Raw genomic sequence first — 15,665 nt, forward strand, 5'->3', positions numbered from 1 at the left:
ACTGTGAACGTGAGTCGCGCCGGCGTGCCCCGAACGGTGGTGGGCGTGCTGGTTGCCCGCCCAGCCGCAACCGCGGGGCTCCGGAACGGCGACGTAGCAGTCGCGCCGCGCGTTTGGGTCACCGCGTTCATGAAGGTGCGGTCGTTTCGGCCATCGCGGTCGTTTCGGCCGTCTCAACCATGGTGGCCGCGGCAGGCGCGTGTCGGCGGGCGAAGAGGAGGCAGGCGCTCGCGCTGAGGAGGACGGCGACGACGGTGACGACGCCGAGCGGGAGGATGCTGGCGGCGCCCGCGATGCCGACGAACGGGGCGGCCACACCGCCGAAGCCGTACCTGACCGTGCCGAGCAGGGAGGACGCTGTTCCCGCCATCCGCGGGTAATCCGCCAGAGCGAGGGTGCTGGCGGGTGCGGAGGAGATCGCCACGCCGCCGGCCAGGAAGAACAAGGACGCGATGACCACCCAGAGCGGCATCGGGGTGAGACCGGAAATGAGGAGCCCGGCGGCACCGCCGCCGGCGACGAGGATGCCGATGGCGAGGGTGCCGGTGATGCTCCATCGTTCGGCGCCGCGGCCGCCGAGCCACCCGAAGAACGCGAAGCCGGCTGAGTTGAGTCCGAAGGCGGCCGCGTACCACTGCGGGGAAAGGCCGTAGATGTTCTGCAGGACGTACGTGGCGCCGGCGAGATAGGCGAACACGGCGGCCCAGAGGAAGCCCTGGTTGAGGAGGGCTCCGAGGAAGACCCGGTCGGCGAGCAGCGTACGGTAGTCGCGCATGGTCTGGGCGAATCCGCCTCGGACACGATGGTCGGCCGGAAGTGTCTCCGTGAAGATGAGCAGGGTGGCGATCAGGATGCCGGCGCCGATGACCGCGAGGACCACGAACAGGCCACGCCAGTCGACGAGCGCGGTGAGCAGCCCGCCCAGCAGCGGGCCGACGATCGCGGCGCACGCTCCGACCACGGTGAGCCGGCCGTAGAAGCGGATCAGCTCGCCGCCGGAGTGGACGTCGCGGCCCGCCGCCTGAGCGATGACGATTCCGACCCCGCCGGTGAGGCCTTGCACGAGCCGGGCGATGATGAGCACCTCGACGCTGGGGCTGATCGCGCAGAGCGCGGAGGTGACGATGTACGCGGCGACGCCGAGGCGGAGGATCCCTCGCCGCCCGAACTGATCCGAGATCGGTCCTGCGATCAACTGCCCGGCGGCCAGCCCGATCAGGCACGCGGTGACGGTCAACTGCGCGATGGAGGTCGCGGCACCGAGTTCGACCGTCAGTGCCGGCAGCGCGGGCAGGTACAGGTCCATCGAGATCGGCCCGAACACCGTCAGCAAGAGCAGCAGGGGCGGTAGAAACCGCCCCGCTACAGGCTTGGAGGGCGTTGTGGTCTCTGGCATCGTTCTTGCTTTCCTCGCGAGGTCGACGGGAGGGAGGCTGGGCGAAGGTCGCTACCGAGCTGTCATTCGACCATGCGCGCACATGTCCGCTGACGCACGGGGTCAGGGCTTGAGGAGGGTCTTGATGGCGCGGCGCTCGTCCATGGCCTTGTAGCCCTCGGCGACCTGCTCCAGCGGCAGGGTGAGGTCGAAGACCTTCCCGGGGTTGATCCGCCCCGACAGGACGTGGTCGATCAGGTCGGGCAGGTAGCGGCGTACAGGGGCGGGGCCGCCACGCAGGCCGACGTGGGAGAAGAACAGCTCTTGCCCGTCGACGGCGACCTCGTGGGGGACGCCGACGAAGCCGACGTTCCCGCCGGGCCGCGCCGAGTGCAGGGCCTGCCGCATGGCCTCGGCGGTACCCACGCACTCCAGGACCGCGTCGGCGCCGATGCCGCCGGTCAGCTCCTTGATCCGGGCGATGCCCTCCTCGCCGCGCTCGGTGACGATGTCGGTGGCGCCGAACTCCCTGGCCAGCTGCTGCCGGGGCTCGTGGCGGCTCATCGCGATGATCCGTTCCGCGCCCATCTCCTTGGCGGCGATGACCGCGCACAGGCCGACCGCGCCGTCACCGACCACCACGGCGGTCGAACCGGGCTTGACCTCGGCGGCGTCGGCGGCGTACCAGCCGGTGCCCATGACGTCGGAGACGGCCAGCAGGCCGGGCCACAGCTCCTCGTCCGGCACCTGGTCGGTGGCGACCAGGGTGCCCTGCGCGTTGGGGATGCGCACGTACTCGGCCTGGCAGGTGCTCATGAACTCACGGTTCAGGCAGCTGGACTGGAAGCCGTTGCGGCAGTTCGCACACGTGTTGTCCGAGGTGGCGAAGGAGCCGACGACGAACTGATCGGGCCGGACCGCGGTGACCTGGCTGCCGACCTCCTCCACGAAGCCCACGTACTCGTGACCCATCGGGTGAGCCTCCTGGGCCGGCTCCAGGCCGCGGTAGGACCACAGGTCCGAGCCGCACACACAGGTGACGGCCGTCCGGATGATCGCGTCGGTCGGCTTGAGGATCTTCGGGTCCTCCAGGGTCTCGAAGCGCACATCGCCGGGGCCGTGGATCACTGCTCCGCGCATCAAAGTTTCCTTTACGTGGTTAGGCGTCTGATATGCGGCTGCCGCCCGGTCGTACCGAAGGCGCAGGATTCCGCCGCAATCCACCTAACCGGCATTCTGCGGTGGTTACGAGTTACCAGCGAGAGGTGTACTCCCAGTACATCCCTCGCTTGGCGATGACGCCGTACGGTCGAGCTGTGGACAATCGTGACGAGGTCCGCGAGTTCCTCACCTCGCGGCGAGCTAAGATCACCCCGGAGCAGGCCGGCCTGATCGCCGGATCCCGGCGGCGCGTCCCCGGTCTGCGCCGCAGTGAGGTCGCGGCCCTTGCCGATCTGAGCGCCGAGTACTACGCCAAGCTCGAACGAGGCAACCTCGCCGGCGCCTCCGCGGCGGTGCTCGAAGCCCTCGCCCGCGCCCTGCGGCTCGACGACGCCGAGCGCGCCCACCTCCTGCACCTGGCCCAGACCGCCGACGGCTCGGACGTCCTCACCCGCCCCCGGCGCCGCGCCGCCCGGCCGCAGACGCTCCATCGCAGCCTGCAGTGGACGCTGGACGCGATCACCGCCGGACCCGCCTTCGTGCAGAACAGCCGCATGGACGTGCTCGCCGTCAACCAGTTCGCCCGCGCGTTCTTCGCCGACCTGTACGCCTCCCCGGCCAATCAGGAGAACCTGGCCCGGTTCGCGTTCCTCGACCCGGCCTCCCATCGCTTCTACCCGGACTGGGGTCCCTTCGCGGACATGTGCGTGGCCATGCTGCGCACAGAAGCCGGCCGCAACCCCCACGACAAAGAGCTCCACGACCTCGTCGGCGAACTGTCGACCCGCAGCGATGAGTTCCGCACCCGCTGGGGCGCGCACAACGTCCGCCGGCACGGCACCGGAACCAAACGCTTCAACCACGCCATCGTCGGAAAGCTCACCCTCGCCTTCGAGGGTTTGCAGATGGTCGCCGACCCCAGCCTCACCATCACCATCTACACCGCCGAACCCGGCTCACCCTCCGAGGAGGGCCTGCGCCTGCTCGCCTCCTGGGCGGCCACTCAGGAAGCCCGGACCCACACGGAGCCGTTGGCGGCGGACTGACCGGTCGGTGGCGAGGTCGGCGAGGGAGACCTCACCGACGGCGTAGCGCCGGCGGATGGAGCGGCAGGCGGGCGCGGGCGTCCTGAAGGCGCTCGCGGGCGTCCTGGAGACGCTCGCGGGGCGGGGAGGTCGGTCAGGTGTCGCGGTCGTAACGCAGACGCACCTCCGCGGCCAGCGTCTCGTCCTCGTGCTCCAGCCCGTACGTCCAGACGCGGCCCGCGTCGTCGACGCGGCCACGCAGCGGCAGGGTCCTGGCCAGCAGCTCGATGGCCAGCCCGCTCGTCGGCGCGTCACCGCCGTCCTCCACCGCCCCCGCGAACTCCGCGCAGGCGAGCTCCAGGTGCGCGATGCCGAGCTGCACCCGCAGCCGGGCCACGTCGTCCTGGGGGGCCACCTCGAGCGCCTCCAGCAGCACCTCGGCCGCCTCCCCCGGCTCGCCCCGCTCCAGCAGCAGCTCGGCCAGTTGCTGCGCGGCGTGCGCGCCCACGTCGTCCGGCCCGGCGGCGGCCAGCGCGGCCCGCAGTTCGTTCTCCGCCTCGTCGTAGTCGCCGGCCAGCACGGCCAGCCGGGCCAGGGCGAGACGCGCCAGCGGGACGTAGGCGGCCGTGCCGACGCCCAGGACCGCCTGCCACGCCCCCCTGGCCTGCTCGGCGCGGCCCTCGCGCTCGAAGCCCTGCGCGAGGTGACAGGCCGCCTGAGCGGCGAACTCCGGATGCCCGGTGGCCAGCGCGACCCGGGCGGCCGCCCGGGCCCCCTCCGGGTCGCCGCGCTCGTCGAGCACCACGGCCAGGCCCACGGCGGCCTGCGCCCGGTCGGGCTCCTCGGGGTCGGCGGCCAGCTCGCTGAGTATGGCCGCCGCGCCGTCGAGGTCACCGTGCTCGGCCAGGCGGCGAGCGGTGTCGAGAGGCGGGACCTGCAGCTCTGAGAACGTCAAGAGAGCTCCTTAGGCGACGGTCGGACAGAGCCTAACGAGTTCCGGTGATCATGTCTTCTCACTGGCCACGTTCAGCCTGGGTGGCGGGAAAAAATCCCGTAAAACGGACGTAGCCCTCCCCGTCCGAGCGCAACGGACGGAGAGGGCCACGGTTACGCGGCGGAGAAGGCCACGGTCCCGCGAACGCGACGTGCGGGTCAGTCACGGACGCGACAGCCGGATCATTCGCGAATGCGACAGCCAGCTCAGTTGCGGACGTAACGACCGGAGCTGTCGCGGGCGCGACAAACCAGGTCAGTCCTCGTACGCCTCCAGCGGCGGGCAGGAGCAGACCAGGTTGCGGTCGCCGTAAGCCTGGTCGATGCGCCGCACCGGCACCCAGTACTTGCCCTCCCGCAGCGACGGCAGCGGGTAGACCGCCTCGGTACGGCTGTAGGGATGGGCCCACTCGTCGGCCGCGACGGCCTCGGCGGTGTGAGGGGCGTTGCGCAGCGGGTTGTCGGCCCGGTCGTAGGCGCCCGAGGCGACCCGCGCGATCTCGCCCCTGATGGCCACCATCGCGTCGACGAACCGGTCGAGCTCGGCCAGGTCCTCGCTCTCGGTCGGCTCGATCATCAGCGTGCCGGCGACCGGGAAGGACATGGTCGGCGCGTGGAAGCCGTAGTCGATGAGCCGCTTGGCCACGTCGTCGACCGTGACGCCGGTCTCCTTGGTGATCTGCCGCAGGTCGACGATGCACTCGTGGGCCACCAGGCCGCCGCGCCCGGTGTAGAGCACCGGGTAGTGCGGGGCCAGCCGCCGGGCGAGGTAGTTGGCCGACAGGATCGCCTGCTCGGTGGCCGCGGCCAGGCCGTCGCCGCCCATCATCCTGACGTACGCCCAGGAGATCGGCAGGATGCCCGCCGAGCCGTACGGGGCCGCGGAGACCGCGCCGACCGGTGAGCCGGGGCGCAGCGGGTGGCCCGGCAGGTAGGCGGCCAGGTGGCCGCGGACCGCGACCGGGCCGACGCCGGGGCCGCCGCCACCGTGCGGGATGCAGAAGGTCTTGTGCAGGTTGAGGTGCGAGACGTCGGCGCCGAACTCGCCCGGCTTGGCCAGCCCGACCAGCGCGTTGAGGTTGGCCCCGTCGACGTAGACCTGGCCGCCCGCGTCGTGCACCTTGGCGCAGACCTCGGTGATCGTCTCCTCGAAGACGCCGTGCGTCGACGGGTAGGTGAGCATGATCGCGGCCAGCGCGTCGCGGTGCTTGTCGATCTTGGCGTCGAGGTCGGCCAGGTCCACGTTGCCCTCGGAGTCGCAGGCCACGACCACGACGCGCATGCCGGCCATGACGGCGCTGGCCGCGTTCGTGCCGTGCGCGGAGGACGGGATGAGGCAGATGTCGCGGTGCTCGTCGCCGTGGTCGCGGTGGTAGGCCCGGATCGCGAGCAGCCCGGCGAACTCCCCCTGGGACCCGGCGTTCGGCTGGATGGAGACCGCGTCGTAGCCGGTCACCTCGGCCAGCCATTCCTCCAGGGTCTCGATGAGGTGGTGGTAGCCCGCGGCCTGCCCGTCAGGCGCGAAGGGGTGGATCCCGGCGAACTCCGGCCAGGTGATGGGCTCCATCTCGGTGGTGGCGTTGAGCTTCATCGTGCAGGAGCCGAGCGGGATCATGGACCGGTCGAGGGCGATGTCCTTGTCCTGGAGCCTGCGCAGGTAGCGCAGCATCGCGGTCTCGGAGTGGTGGCTGTGGAAGACGGGGTGGGTGAGGTAGCCGGACTCCCGCGTCAGCGCGGCCGGCAGCGTGTCCAGCCCTTCGTCGGCGAGGAGGCCGGCCACCGGCCCGCTGACGCCGAAGGCGGCGGCGACCTGCTCGAGGTCGGCCGCCGTGGTCTTCTCGTCGCAGGCGACGGAGACGTGGTCGGCGTCGGCCTGCCACACGTTGACGCCGCGCTCGGCGGCCTGCCGGACGACGTCGGCGGCCCGGCCGGGCACCCTGGCCAGCACGGTGTCGAAGAACTCCCGGTGTACGACCTCGACACCGCCGCGGCGCAGGCACTCGGCCAGCGCGGCGGCGTGCCGGTGCACGCGGCCGGCGATGCGGCGCAGCCCCTCGGGCCCGTGGTAGACGGCGTACATGCCGGCGATGACGGCCAGCAGGACCTGCGCGGTGCAGATGTTGCTGGTGGCCTTCTCCCGTCTGATGTGCTGCTCGCGGGTCTGCAGGGCCAGCCGGTAGGCGGGCGCGCCGTCGGCGTCGACCGAGACCCCGACGAGGCGGCCGGGCATCTGCCGCTGCAGTCCTTCGCGTACGGACATGTAGGCGGCGTGCGGCCCGCCGAAGCCGAACGGTACGCCGAAGCGCTGCGAGGAGCCGATCGCGATGTCGGCGCCGAGCTCGCCCGGCGCGGTGACCAGGGTCAGCGCGAGCAGGTCGGCGGCGGCCACGACCAGCGCGCCCGCGGCGTGCGCCCGCTCGGCCACCGCGCGGAAGTCGCGCAGCCGGCCGGAGGCACCCGGGTATTGGACGAGCACGCCGAAGCACTCGGGCAGCTCACCGTCGAGCGCGTCCTCGACCAGCGTGATGCCCAGCGGCTCGGCGCGGGTGGCCAGCACCGCCTTGGTCTGGGGCAGCGCGTCGGCGTCGACGACGAACACGTCGCTCTTGGACTTGCCCGCGCGCCTGGCCAGCGTCATCGCCTCGGCGGCGGCTGTGCTCTCGTCGAGCAGGGAGGCGCCGGCGACGTCGAGCCCGGTCAGGTCGGAGACGACGGTCTGGAAGTTGAGCAGCGCCTCCAGGCGGCCCTGCGAGATCTCCGGCTGGTAGGGGGTGTAGGCGGTGTACCAGCCCGGGTTCTCCAGCAGGTTGCGGCGGATCACCGCCGGGGTGATCGTGTCGTGGTAGCCCAGGCCGATCATCGAGGTGAGCACCCGGTTGCGGCCCGCGATGGCCCGCAGCTCGGCGATGACCTCGGTCTCACTGGCCGCGGCGGGCAGCGAGAGCCGGTCCTTGATCCTGATGGACTCGGGGACGGCCACCGCCACCAGGTCGGCCACGGACTCGAAACCCACGGCCTCGAGCATGCGCTGCTGCTCGGATTCGGACGGGCCGATGTGCCGGGTCGAGAACGGCGGAGCTGACAGGTCGGTCATGGAAGGTGCCTCCCGAGGGCTATGGAGACCGGCGCCTGGGCGCGGGCGAGTGCCGGATCTCCCCCTCTGTCATGGCGACCTGAGAGCTTCACCCCCATGAGGGCTTGCACCGTCGGTGAGGCGCGCCTGGCGGGCGTGCCTGCTTTCCAGAGTTGCCTACCCCGAGCGGTACGGGTGCCTGAGAGATTCCGGGGAGGGTTGCTCCTTCGGCGCCCCGGGACCAGCCCGGGACTCTCCCGCAGGGGGTCGTCAGCCTTGCGCCTCTTAGGTTACTACCGGATTGCTACCCTATGCGGCGCGCCCGTCGCCGCTGGGCCAGCTCGTCAGCGGGGTGGTCGGCCGGGACGCTGTCCTCGACCGCCGCCCTTTCCCCCGGCAGCTCCGCGAGGGAGCCCTCGACCTCGCGCCAGACCCGGCCGAGCGCGATGCCGAACACGCCCTGACCGCCCTGGAGCAGATCGATCACCTCGTCGGCCGAGGTGCACTCGTAGACGCTGACGCCGTCGCTCATGAGCGTGATCTGCGCGAGGTCGCCGACCCCGCGGTCACGCAGGTGTTGTACGGCCGTACGGATCTGCTGGAGGGAGACTCCGGTGTCGAGGAGCCGCTTGACGACCTTGAGCACCAGGATGTCGCGGAAGCTGTAGAGCCGTTGGGAGCCCGAGCCGTGCGCGGCTCTTATCGTCGGCTGGACCAGCTCCGTGCGCGCCCAGTAGTCGAGCTGCCGGTAGGTGATGCCGGCCGCCGCGCACGCCGTCGGGCCGCGGTATCCGATGTCACTCGGCAGTGTCGTGGGCTGCTCGTCGAAGAGCAGACCCTGCTCTCCGGCACGCTGCCGCGCACTCTCACGCCGCACCGGATCTTCCTGGCCGGCCGTCTTTCCCTCGCCGCTGCTGACCGCCACGCGGACCTCCGGCTTTCTCTCATCCCATGGCCTGATCTGGGGGTTCGTAAAAGCGCGGCCATGGGTTTCACTTGCACCGTAGGACCGTGACCATGCGCAGTCAACGATCCCGCTCGGCGCGTCGTGAAGCGTAAATGCACTGAAATACCTACCCCGCCCGGCCAAAGTCTTCGGGGGTGATCGTGTCAAGGAACTCCCTGAACTTCTCCACCTCGTCCTCTTGGTCGTCGGGGATGATCACCCCGGCCTCCTGGACGACCTCCTCACTGGCGAAGATTCGTGCTCCGGTGCGCAAGGCGAGCGCGATCGAGTCGGAGGGCCGCGCGCTCACCTCTACGCCGTTGGAGAACACCAGGTCGGCGAAGAAGATACCGTCACGCAGGGCGACGATGTTGACCGCGCGCAGGCCCACGCCGAGGGCGCTCAGCACGTCCCTGAAAAGGTCGTGCGTGAGTGGCCGGGCTGGAGGCTCCTCCGCTTGGGCCAAGGCGATGGCCGTGGCTTCGGTCATCCCAATCCAAATCGGCAGGAACCTCTCCCCGTGTGCCTCCTTGAGCAAGACGATCGGCTGATTTGTGGGCATCTCTACGCGGACGCCCACGACCTCCATCTGCAACACGGGCTGCTCCATATTCGACTGGTCGGCGACCCCGGCACAGCTATTGGGCCGGTCCGCTTCTGCATTTCAACGTAACACCCGAGGGGCCTTGTATGTCCCGCTGGTCCGGTCATCGGCCTAGAACGGTTCGCACGCCCGTACGCACCAGAGCGGCGTGCAGATCGAGCAGCAGCGCCGACAGCTCCCTCGCGGCCTCGTCGGCCTCTCCGATGGCCCCTGGGGCCCGGCGTTTGAGTATGGGCGCGACCGTCTGCTCCACCAGACCGCACTCGCGCTCGGCCGCGGCCTTGACCGCGCGCAGATGCCGGGCGTGCAGGCCGAACCGGGCCAGGGCGCCAACGCTGCGCGCCACGTTGAGCGCCTCCTCGTCGTAGCGCCTGGCCGTCGCCGAGAGCAGCCCGTAGTCCTCGAGCTCGGCCAGCGTGTCCTCGTCGAGCCCGGCCGCCTCCAGCAGCTCGGCGCGGCTCAGCCGCACCTCCCGCGTCTCCGGCCGGTCGGTCACGGCACGCGGGCGGCCGAAGTGCTCGGCCATCTTGTCCTTGATCACCCGCAGCGGCAGGTAGTGGTCGCGCTGCTCGGTGAGGATGTAGCGGAGCTGCTCGACGTGCAGGTGGGTGAACTTGCGGTAGCCCGACGGGCTGCGCTCCGGCTCGATGAGCCCCTCGCCCTCCAAGAAGCGGATCTTGGAGATCGACACATCGGGGAACTCGCCCTGGAGCATGGCGAGCACCTCCCCGATGCTCATGTGCGAACGTGCCGCCTGCGCGCTCATGCGGCTTCCTCCGTGAGCCGCATGAACGCTGTGACTATCGGTCGCTCGCTGGGCTCGCTCATGCGCCGGCGGCGGTCCGCATCAGGAAGACGAGGCGGAACTTGCCGATCTGCACCTCGTCACCGGAGTGCAGCGGCACCTCCTCGATGCGCTCCCGATTGACGTAGGTGCCGTTGAGGCTGCCCACGTCGCGCACGGAGAACTGGCCGCCGCGAAGGCGGTAGAACTCCACGTGCCGCCGGGAGACCGTGATGTCGTCCAGGAAGATGTCGCTCTCGGGATGGCGCCCTGTGGTGGTGAGCTCCTTGTCGAGGCGGAAACGGCTCCCCGCGTTGGGCCCCCTGGTCACGGTGAGCAACGCCGTGCCAGGCGGCAGCTGCTCCACCAGCGCGCGCTCGGCGAGGAGCATGTCACCGGTCTCAGCCTCGTACGCCTCGATTCCCGCGACAGAGATCGTCGATGTGGTGTCCCCGGCGACCTCGGTTCTGGTCAGCGGTGACCCACAACGGGAACAGAAACGGGCATCCTCGGGGTTGGCGTGCCCGCACTGCGTGCAGTAGACGCTCGGCATCGATCGGCTCGGCCTCCTACCGCGAAGACGCGGCAACGGGGATCTGGGCGCGCCTCGCTTCGCTCTTCAAGTTTGCGAATGCCGCAACTTACGCTGATCAGCGGCAAAGGTCAAGGCGGGGCGCTGGACGACGGGTTCGGACGGTGACAAAGTTACCGCCGCCCGCGCCCCAAGGTCCATGCCGCCGCGCGTTTCTACATTACGATCTTGCACGTTCCGGCGCCACCGATCCGCCAGTGTCACGTTCCGTGATGATTCCATGCGAATTGCCGTACAGATTTCGGTCCCGAGGCTCAGGAGGCCGCCTCCTCGACCACGCGGGCCCAGTGCTCCAGGAGCGACTGCGCGGTGTCCACGTCGGCGGCCTCGGCCCACAGATCGGTGACCGGCTCGGTGGCGGCGGGCAGGATCAGCACCCAGCTCCCGTCCTCGGCGGCCACCCGCACCCCGTCGGTGGTGTCGACGCGGCAGCCGTCCGGCTCGGCCTCGGCGGCCTCGATGACCGAGCGCATGACGGCGCCCTTGGCCGCCCACGGGGTCGGCACCGTACGCTTGAGCAGCTTGGCCTCGGGGATGCGCGCGTCGATCTGGCTGAGCGAGAGCCGGGTGCGGGCGACCAGGCCGAGCAGCCGCATGAACGCCGCCACCCCGTCGATCGCCGGACCGAACTCGGGCACCACGAAACCGCCCCTGCCGTCGCCCGCGAAGATCATGTCTTCGTCCACCGCGGCCGAGGTGAGGGCGTCGACCGCCGTGGAGGTCCAGCGCACCTGCACGCCGTGGAAGCGGCAGACCTGCTCGGCGACCCTGGTGGTGGTGACGGGCAGCGCCACCCGGCCGGTCCTGCGCTCGGCGGCGATCAGGTCGAGCACGACGAGCAGGGCCCGCTCCTCGCCGATCAGCTGGCCCATCTCGTCCACCAGCGCGATGCGCTCCCCCACGGGGTCGAACCGCACACCGAAGGCCGCCCTGGAGGAGCTCACGAGCTCCGACAGGCGCTGCAGGTCCCTGCGGCGCTCGGCGAACGTCTCCGTGGGCGAGATGTCGTCCAGGCGGGCGTTCACGGTGAGCACGTCGACGCCGACCCGGCCGAGCAGCGTGGGCAGGACCAGCGCGGAGGTCCCTCCGGCGCAGTCGACGACGACCTTCATGTCCCTGATACCGGTCATGTCGACGCAGCGCAGCAGCTCGTACGCGTAGTCCTCGACCGCCCTGGCGGGAAAGCGGAGCTCGGCGATCTCGCCGGGGAAGGCGCGCCGGAACTCCTGGCGGGAGAAGACGCGCTCCAGCTTGCGCTGGGCGGCCGGGGGCAGGTCGGCGCCGCGGTCGTCCATGATGACGATGTCGATGCTCTGCGGGTCGCCGGCGGTGGTGCGCAGCGCGATGCCGCCCGCCGCGGACTCCCTGGCCGTGTGGAAGCGGGCCACCGGCAGCGGCGCGGCCTCCAGGTCGAGGACGTTGATGGCGCTGGCGTTGAGCGCGCCGATCACGGCCCGCTTCAGCGCCCTGGCGGCCAGCGAGGAGTCGCGCGAGGTGACGACGTGCTCGCCCTTCTTCAGGGTGGTGGCGTACGCGCTGGCCAGCCGTACGCACAGCTCGGGGGTGATCTCCACGTTGACCAGGCCGCTGACGCCGCGGGGACCGAACAGGCTGCGCTGGCCGCGCGACTCCCAGATGACGCTGGTGTTGACGACGGCGCCGGCCTCGATGGTCTTGAAGGGGTAGATCTTGACTCCGCTGGAGACGTACGCCTCGGGCTCGATGACGCACTCGTCGCCGATGACGGCGTTCTCCTCGATGCGGGCCCCGGCCATCACGTCGGTGCTCTTGCCGATCACGCAGCCGCGCAGGTGGCTGCCGGGGCCCAGGTAGACGTTGTCGTGGACGACCGCCCGGTGCAGGAAGGCGCCTTCACGCACGACCGTGTTGTTGCCGAGCACGGTGTACTCGCGCAGCTCGGCGCCGGCCTCGACCTTGGCGTACGCGCCGACGAGCAGCGGGCCCTTGAGCACCGCGTCGGGGTCGACCGAGGCCGACTCGGCCACCCAGACGCCCGGCGAGACCTCGAAGCCGCCGATGTCCACGGCGACCCGGCCGGACAGGGCGTCGGCCTGGGCCTTGAGGTAGCTCTCGTGGGTGCCGACGTCCTCCCAGTAGCCCTCGGCGACGTAGCCGAAGATGGGGGCGCCGCGCTCCAGCAGGGTGGGGAAGACGTCGGCCGACCAGTCGACGGGCTCTCCGGAGGCGACCGCGTCGAGGACCTCGGGCTCCATGATGTAGATGCCGGTGTTGACGGTGTCGGAGAAGACCTGCCCCCAGGTGGGCTTCTCCAGGAAGCGCTGGACCCGGTTGCCCTCGTCGACGATCACGATGCCGAACTCGAGGGGGTTGGGCACCCGTTTCAACCCGATGGTGACAAGCGCCGAATTTTCACGGTGAAAACGGACCATATCCGACAAATCGATATCGGTCAGGGCGTCGCCGGAGATCACCAGGAATCGGTCGTCGCGCAGGCGGGCCGCGGCGTTCTTCACACTGCCCGCCGTGCCCAGCGGAACGTCCTCGGTGGCGTATTGCAAGCTCATGCCGAGTTCGTCGCCGTCGCCGAAGTAGTTGCGCACGAGCGCGGCCAGGAACTGGAGGGTGACCACGGTCTCGGTGATGCTGTGCCGTTTGAGCAGCCGCAGCACGTGCTCCATGATCGGGCGGTTGACCACGGGCAGCAGGGGCTTGGGCTGGTTGGCCGTCATCGGACGCAGCCGAGTGCCCTCTCCACCCGCCATGACGACCGCCTTCACCCGATCACTCCTCCTTGGCCGCGGTTACGAGCCGTCGTACCTGTACCCCATACAACACCCCCGACCACCAGTACAGGCCCGTTCCCCAGAGCGCAAAGGCCCATCCGACAATTCGTGCTATATCGGCATACCACCCAGTGTGGGAGGCAAGGAAGAGCAGAGGGAAGGCGTACATCAGGTTGAACATGGCGGCCTTGCCCAGGAAATGCACCTGAAGTGCCTTGTAACCGCTCTTCCGAAGTACGGGAAAGAAACACGCGACGAAGAGTTCGCGACCCAGGATGATCGCCACCAGCCACCACGGAATGACGTCGCGCACCAGCAGCGCCAGGATCGTGGCGAAGACATAGAGCTTGTCGGCGGCCGGGTCGATGATCCGGCCGAGCCTGCTCATCTGGTTGAAGGCGCGAGCGATCTTGCCGTCCAGCCAGTCGGTGAACCCGGCGACCGCGAGCACGAGGATCGCCCAGGCGTCCGCCTTCGGCCCCAATACCAGCCAGAGGAAGACGGGAACGCCGAGGAGGCGCAGGAAGCTCAGCAGGTTCGGAACCGTCCAGATCCGATCCTCGGCGGAAGTTTCGCTCACGCTGCCGACCCTACTGCGTCGCCTTTCTCCGCAGCGGGGTTGGCAGCGGCTCATCCTTTCCGCCGACACTCCCCGCGGCTCTGGGCGACGCCACGCGGATCGGCGCGTCGCGAGAGGTTAGCGTCGGCCCTCACCGCGCAGGTGTAGTGGGATGAAGCGGAACATCCTGATCGTGATGTGCGCCGGCCTGTTCGTCGTCCTGCTGGACGTGACCATCGTGAACGTGGCGCTGCCGTCGATCGCGGCCGGCCGGCACGCCGGGCTCGCGGACCTGCAGTGGGTGGTCGACGGCTACCAGATCGCGCTGGCCGGGCTGCTGCTGACGGGCGGCACACTGGGCGACCGCTTCGGACACCGGCGGGTGGTGCTGGCGGGGTTCGGCCTGTTCGGCGTGGCGTCGGCGGGCTGCGCGTTCGCGCCGGGCGTCGGGGCGCTGGTGGCGGCGCGGACGGTGCAGGGCGTGGGCGCCGCGCTGCTCCTGCCGGGCACGCTGGCGGTCATCACCCGGACCTTCCCCGGCGAGCGGGAACGGGCCAGGGCCATCGGGGTCTGGGCCGCAGTGGGCAGCGCGGCCCTGCCCGCCGGGCCGCTGCTCGGCGGGGTGCTGATCCAGGCGTTCGGCTGGCCGTCGATCTTCGCCATCAATGTGCCGATCATCCTGATCATCTTCGTGGCGGTGCTCCGGGTCGCTCCGGCCGACGAGCCCGAGCGCCGGCCGATCGACCTGCCGGGCACTGTGACGGGCGCGGGGACGCTGCTGGTCCTGACGTACGCGGTGATCCAGGCGGGGCGTGACGGGCCCGACTGGCGGCTGTTCGGGGCCGCCGCGGCGCTGCTGGCCGCGTTCGTGGTGATCGAGAGCCGGCGGGAGGCGCCGATGCTGCCGCTCGGGCTGCTGCGGCGCCCCTCGATCGCGGTCGGCACGATCGGCTCGGCGACCATGAACTTCGGGATCAACGGCATGATGCTGCTGATCACCCTGTACCTCCAGGGCGTGCTGCGGCTGTCCCCGATGACGGCGGGCGCGGCGCTGCTGCCGCTGTTCGTGCCGCTGGCGCTGCTGTCCGCCCCGTTCGGGCGCCTCGCCGGCCGGTACGGGCCGCGTCCCGTCATGGTCGCCGGGCTGGTGGTCCTGGCGGCGGGCATGGGGCTGCTGCTCCTGGTACGGCCGGCCACGCCGTACCTGGTGCTGCTCCCGGCGCTGGCCGTCATGGGGCTCGGCGCGGCGCTGCTGACGCCGAGCGTGGTCGCCCTGGCCATGAGCGACCCACCGCCCGGCAGGGAAGGGCTGGTGAGCGCGATCAACAACACCGCCCGGCAGGCGGGCGGCGCGATCGGCGTCGCGGTCTTCGGCGCGATGGCGGGCGCTCCCGGCGGGCCCCGCTTCATCGGCGGGCTGCATGGGGCGGCCGTGGTGGCGGGAGTGGCCTACCTCGGCGTGACGGCCCTGACCCTGACCCTCGGCCTCACCACCGGCCACCCCACAACCCCCTCGTCTGTACGCTCCCAGACCTGTACCTGACCACTCCAGGCCCGCATCTGACCGCCCGCCCCAAGACCCGCGTCCGACCACCCCAGGCCCACATCTGGCCACCCCAGACCCAAGGCCGGTCACCACGGGCCCGCATCTGACCGCCCGCCCCAAGACCCGCGGCTGACCGCCGGCACCAAGCCGTCCCGGGCCAGACCGCACCACCCGAGATCCGCCACCGCCCGAAACCCCCATCGGGAGCCTCCACCACCGGGGGTCGGGTCCCGAAGGCTGAG

The 15,665-nt window shown here is 70.6% G+C and carries 12 protein-coding genes and 1 riboswitch; of the genes, 2 read left to right on the forward strand and 10 right to left on the reverse strand.

Going from position 1 to position 15,665, the window contains the following annotated elements; translation table 11 throughout:
- Positions 1–127: 127 nt before the first annotated feature.
- Together AB0B64_RS48850 and AB0B64_RS48855 are read right to left on the reverse strand one after the other, a co-directional pair.
- Entirely contained in the window at positions 128–1,396 is a 1,269-nt protein-coding gene (locus tag AB0B64_RS48850) for a multidrug effflux MFS transporter (protein ID WP_358194619.1), read from the reverse strand.
- Between the two features lie 102 nt (positions 1,397–1,498).
- Entirely contained in the window at positions 1,499–2,515 is a 1,017-nt protein-coding gene (locus AB0B64_RS48855) for a zinc-dependent alcohol dehydrogenase family protein (RefSeq protein WP_358194625.1), read from the reverse strand.
- A gap of 176 nt (positions 2,516–2,691) precedes the next feature.
- Here AB0B64_RS48855 and AB0B64_RS48860 point away from each other — a divergent pair, with 176 nt between their 5' ends.
- Positions 2,692–3,582 carry a helix-turn-helix transcriptional regulator gene (locus AB0B64_RS48860; protein WP_357952994.1) on the forward strand — a complete coding sequence of 297 codons (891 nt, stop codon included), beginning with the start codon at positions 2,692–2,694 and terminating at the stop codon, positions 3,580–3,582.
- Between the two features lie 133 nt (positions 3,583–3,715).
- Here AB0B64_RS48860 and AB0B64_RS48865 read toward each other — a convergent pair whose 3' ends face one another.
- The 8 genes from AB0B64_RS48865 to AB0B64_RS48900 form a co-directional block, all read right to left on the reverse strand.
- Positions 3,716–4,516, reverse strand: a complete 801-nt coding sequence (locus tag AB0B64_RS48865; RefSeq protein ID WP_357952996.1) for a tetratricopeptide repeat protein — start codon at positions 4,514–4,516, stop codon at positions 3,716–3,718.
- Positions 4,517–4,810: 294 nt separating this feature from the next.
- The gene (gene gcvP, locus AB0B64_RS48870) at positions 4,811–7,648 is read right to left on the reverse strand and encodes an aminomethyl-transferring glycine dehydrogenase (protein ID WP_358194645.1); all 2,838 of its coding nucleotides are present in this window, start codon (positions 7,646–7,648) and stop codon (positions 4,811–4,813) included.
- Positions 7,649–7,804: 156 nt separating this feature from the next.
- Positions 7,805–7,897, reverse strand: a riboswitch (glycine riboswitch).
- Positions 7,898–7,931: 34 nt separating this feature from the next.
- A complete protein-coding gene (locus AB0B64_RS48875) occupies positions 7,932–8,552 on the reverse strand; it encodes a MerR family transcriptional regulator (RefSeq protein ID WP_357953000.1) in 621 nt (206 codons plus the stop codon).
- A 148-nt stretch (positions 8,553–8,700) separates the two neighbouring features.
- On the reverse strand, positions 8,701–9,171 hold the full coding sequence (locus AB0B64_RS48880) for a bifunctional nuclease family protein (RefSeq protein WP_214634355.1): 471 nt from the start codon (positions 9,169–9,171) through the stop codon (positions 8,701–8,703).
- 109 nt (positions 9,172–9,280) lie between these two features.
- Complete coding sequence (locus tag AB0B64_RS48885) at positions 9,281–9,943, reverse strand: MerR family transcriptional regulator (protein WP_357953002.1); 663 nt, start codon at positions 9,941–9,943, stop codon at positions 9,281–9,283.
- 58 nt (positions 9,944–10,001) lie between these two features.
- Complete coding sequence (locus AB0B64_RS48890; RefSeq protein WP_357953004.1) at positions 10,002–10,514, reverse strand: FHA domain-containing protein; 513 nt, start codon at positions 10,512–10,514, stop codon at positions 10,002–10,004.
- 293 nt (positions 10,515–10,807) lie between these two features.
- On the reverse strand, positions 10,808–13,312 hold the full coding sequence (locus AB0B64_RS48895) for a mannose-1-phosphate guanyltransferase (protein ID WP_357953007.1): 2,505 nt from the start codon (positions 13,310–13,312) through the stop codon (positions 10,808–10,810).
- A gap of 4 nt (positions 13,313–13,316) precedes the next feature.
- On the reverse strand, positions 13,317–13,898 hold the full coding sequence (locus AB0B64_RS48900; RefSeq protein ID WP_357953009.1) for a CDP-alcohol phosphatidyltransferase family protein: 582 nt from the start codon (positions 13,896–13,898) through the stop codon (positions 13,317–13,319).
- Between the two features lie 151 nt (positions 13,899–14,049).
- Here AB0B64_RS48900 and AB0B64_RS48905 point away from each other — a divergent pair, with 151 nt between their 5' ends.
- Positions 14,050–15,420, forward strand: a complete 1,371-nt coding sequence (locus AB0B64_RS48905; RefSeq protein ID WP_358194679.1) for an MFS transporter — start codon at positions 14,050–14,052, stop codon at positions 15,418–15,420.
- Positions 15,421–15,665 lie beyond the last annotated feature (245 nt).

This window comes from Nonomuraea sp. NPDC049129, assembly GCF_040648495.1.
Taxonomy (GTDB): Bacteria; Actinomycetota; Actinomycetes; order Streptosporangiales; family Streptosporangiaceae; genus Nonomuraea.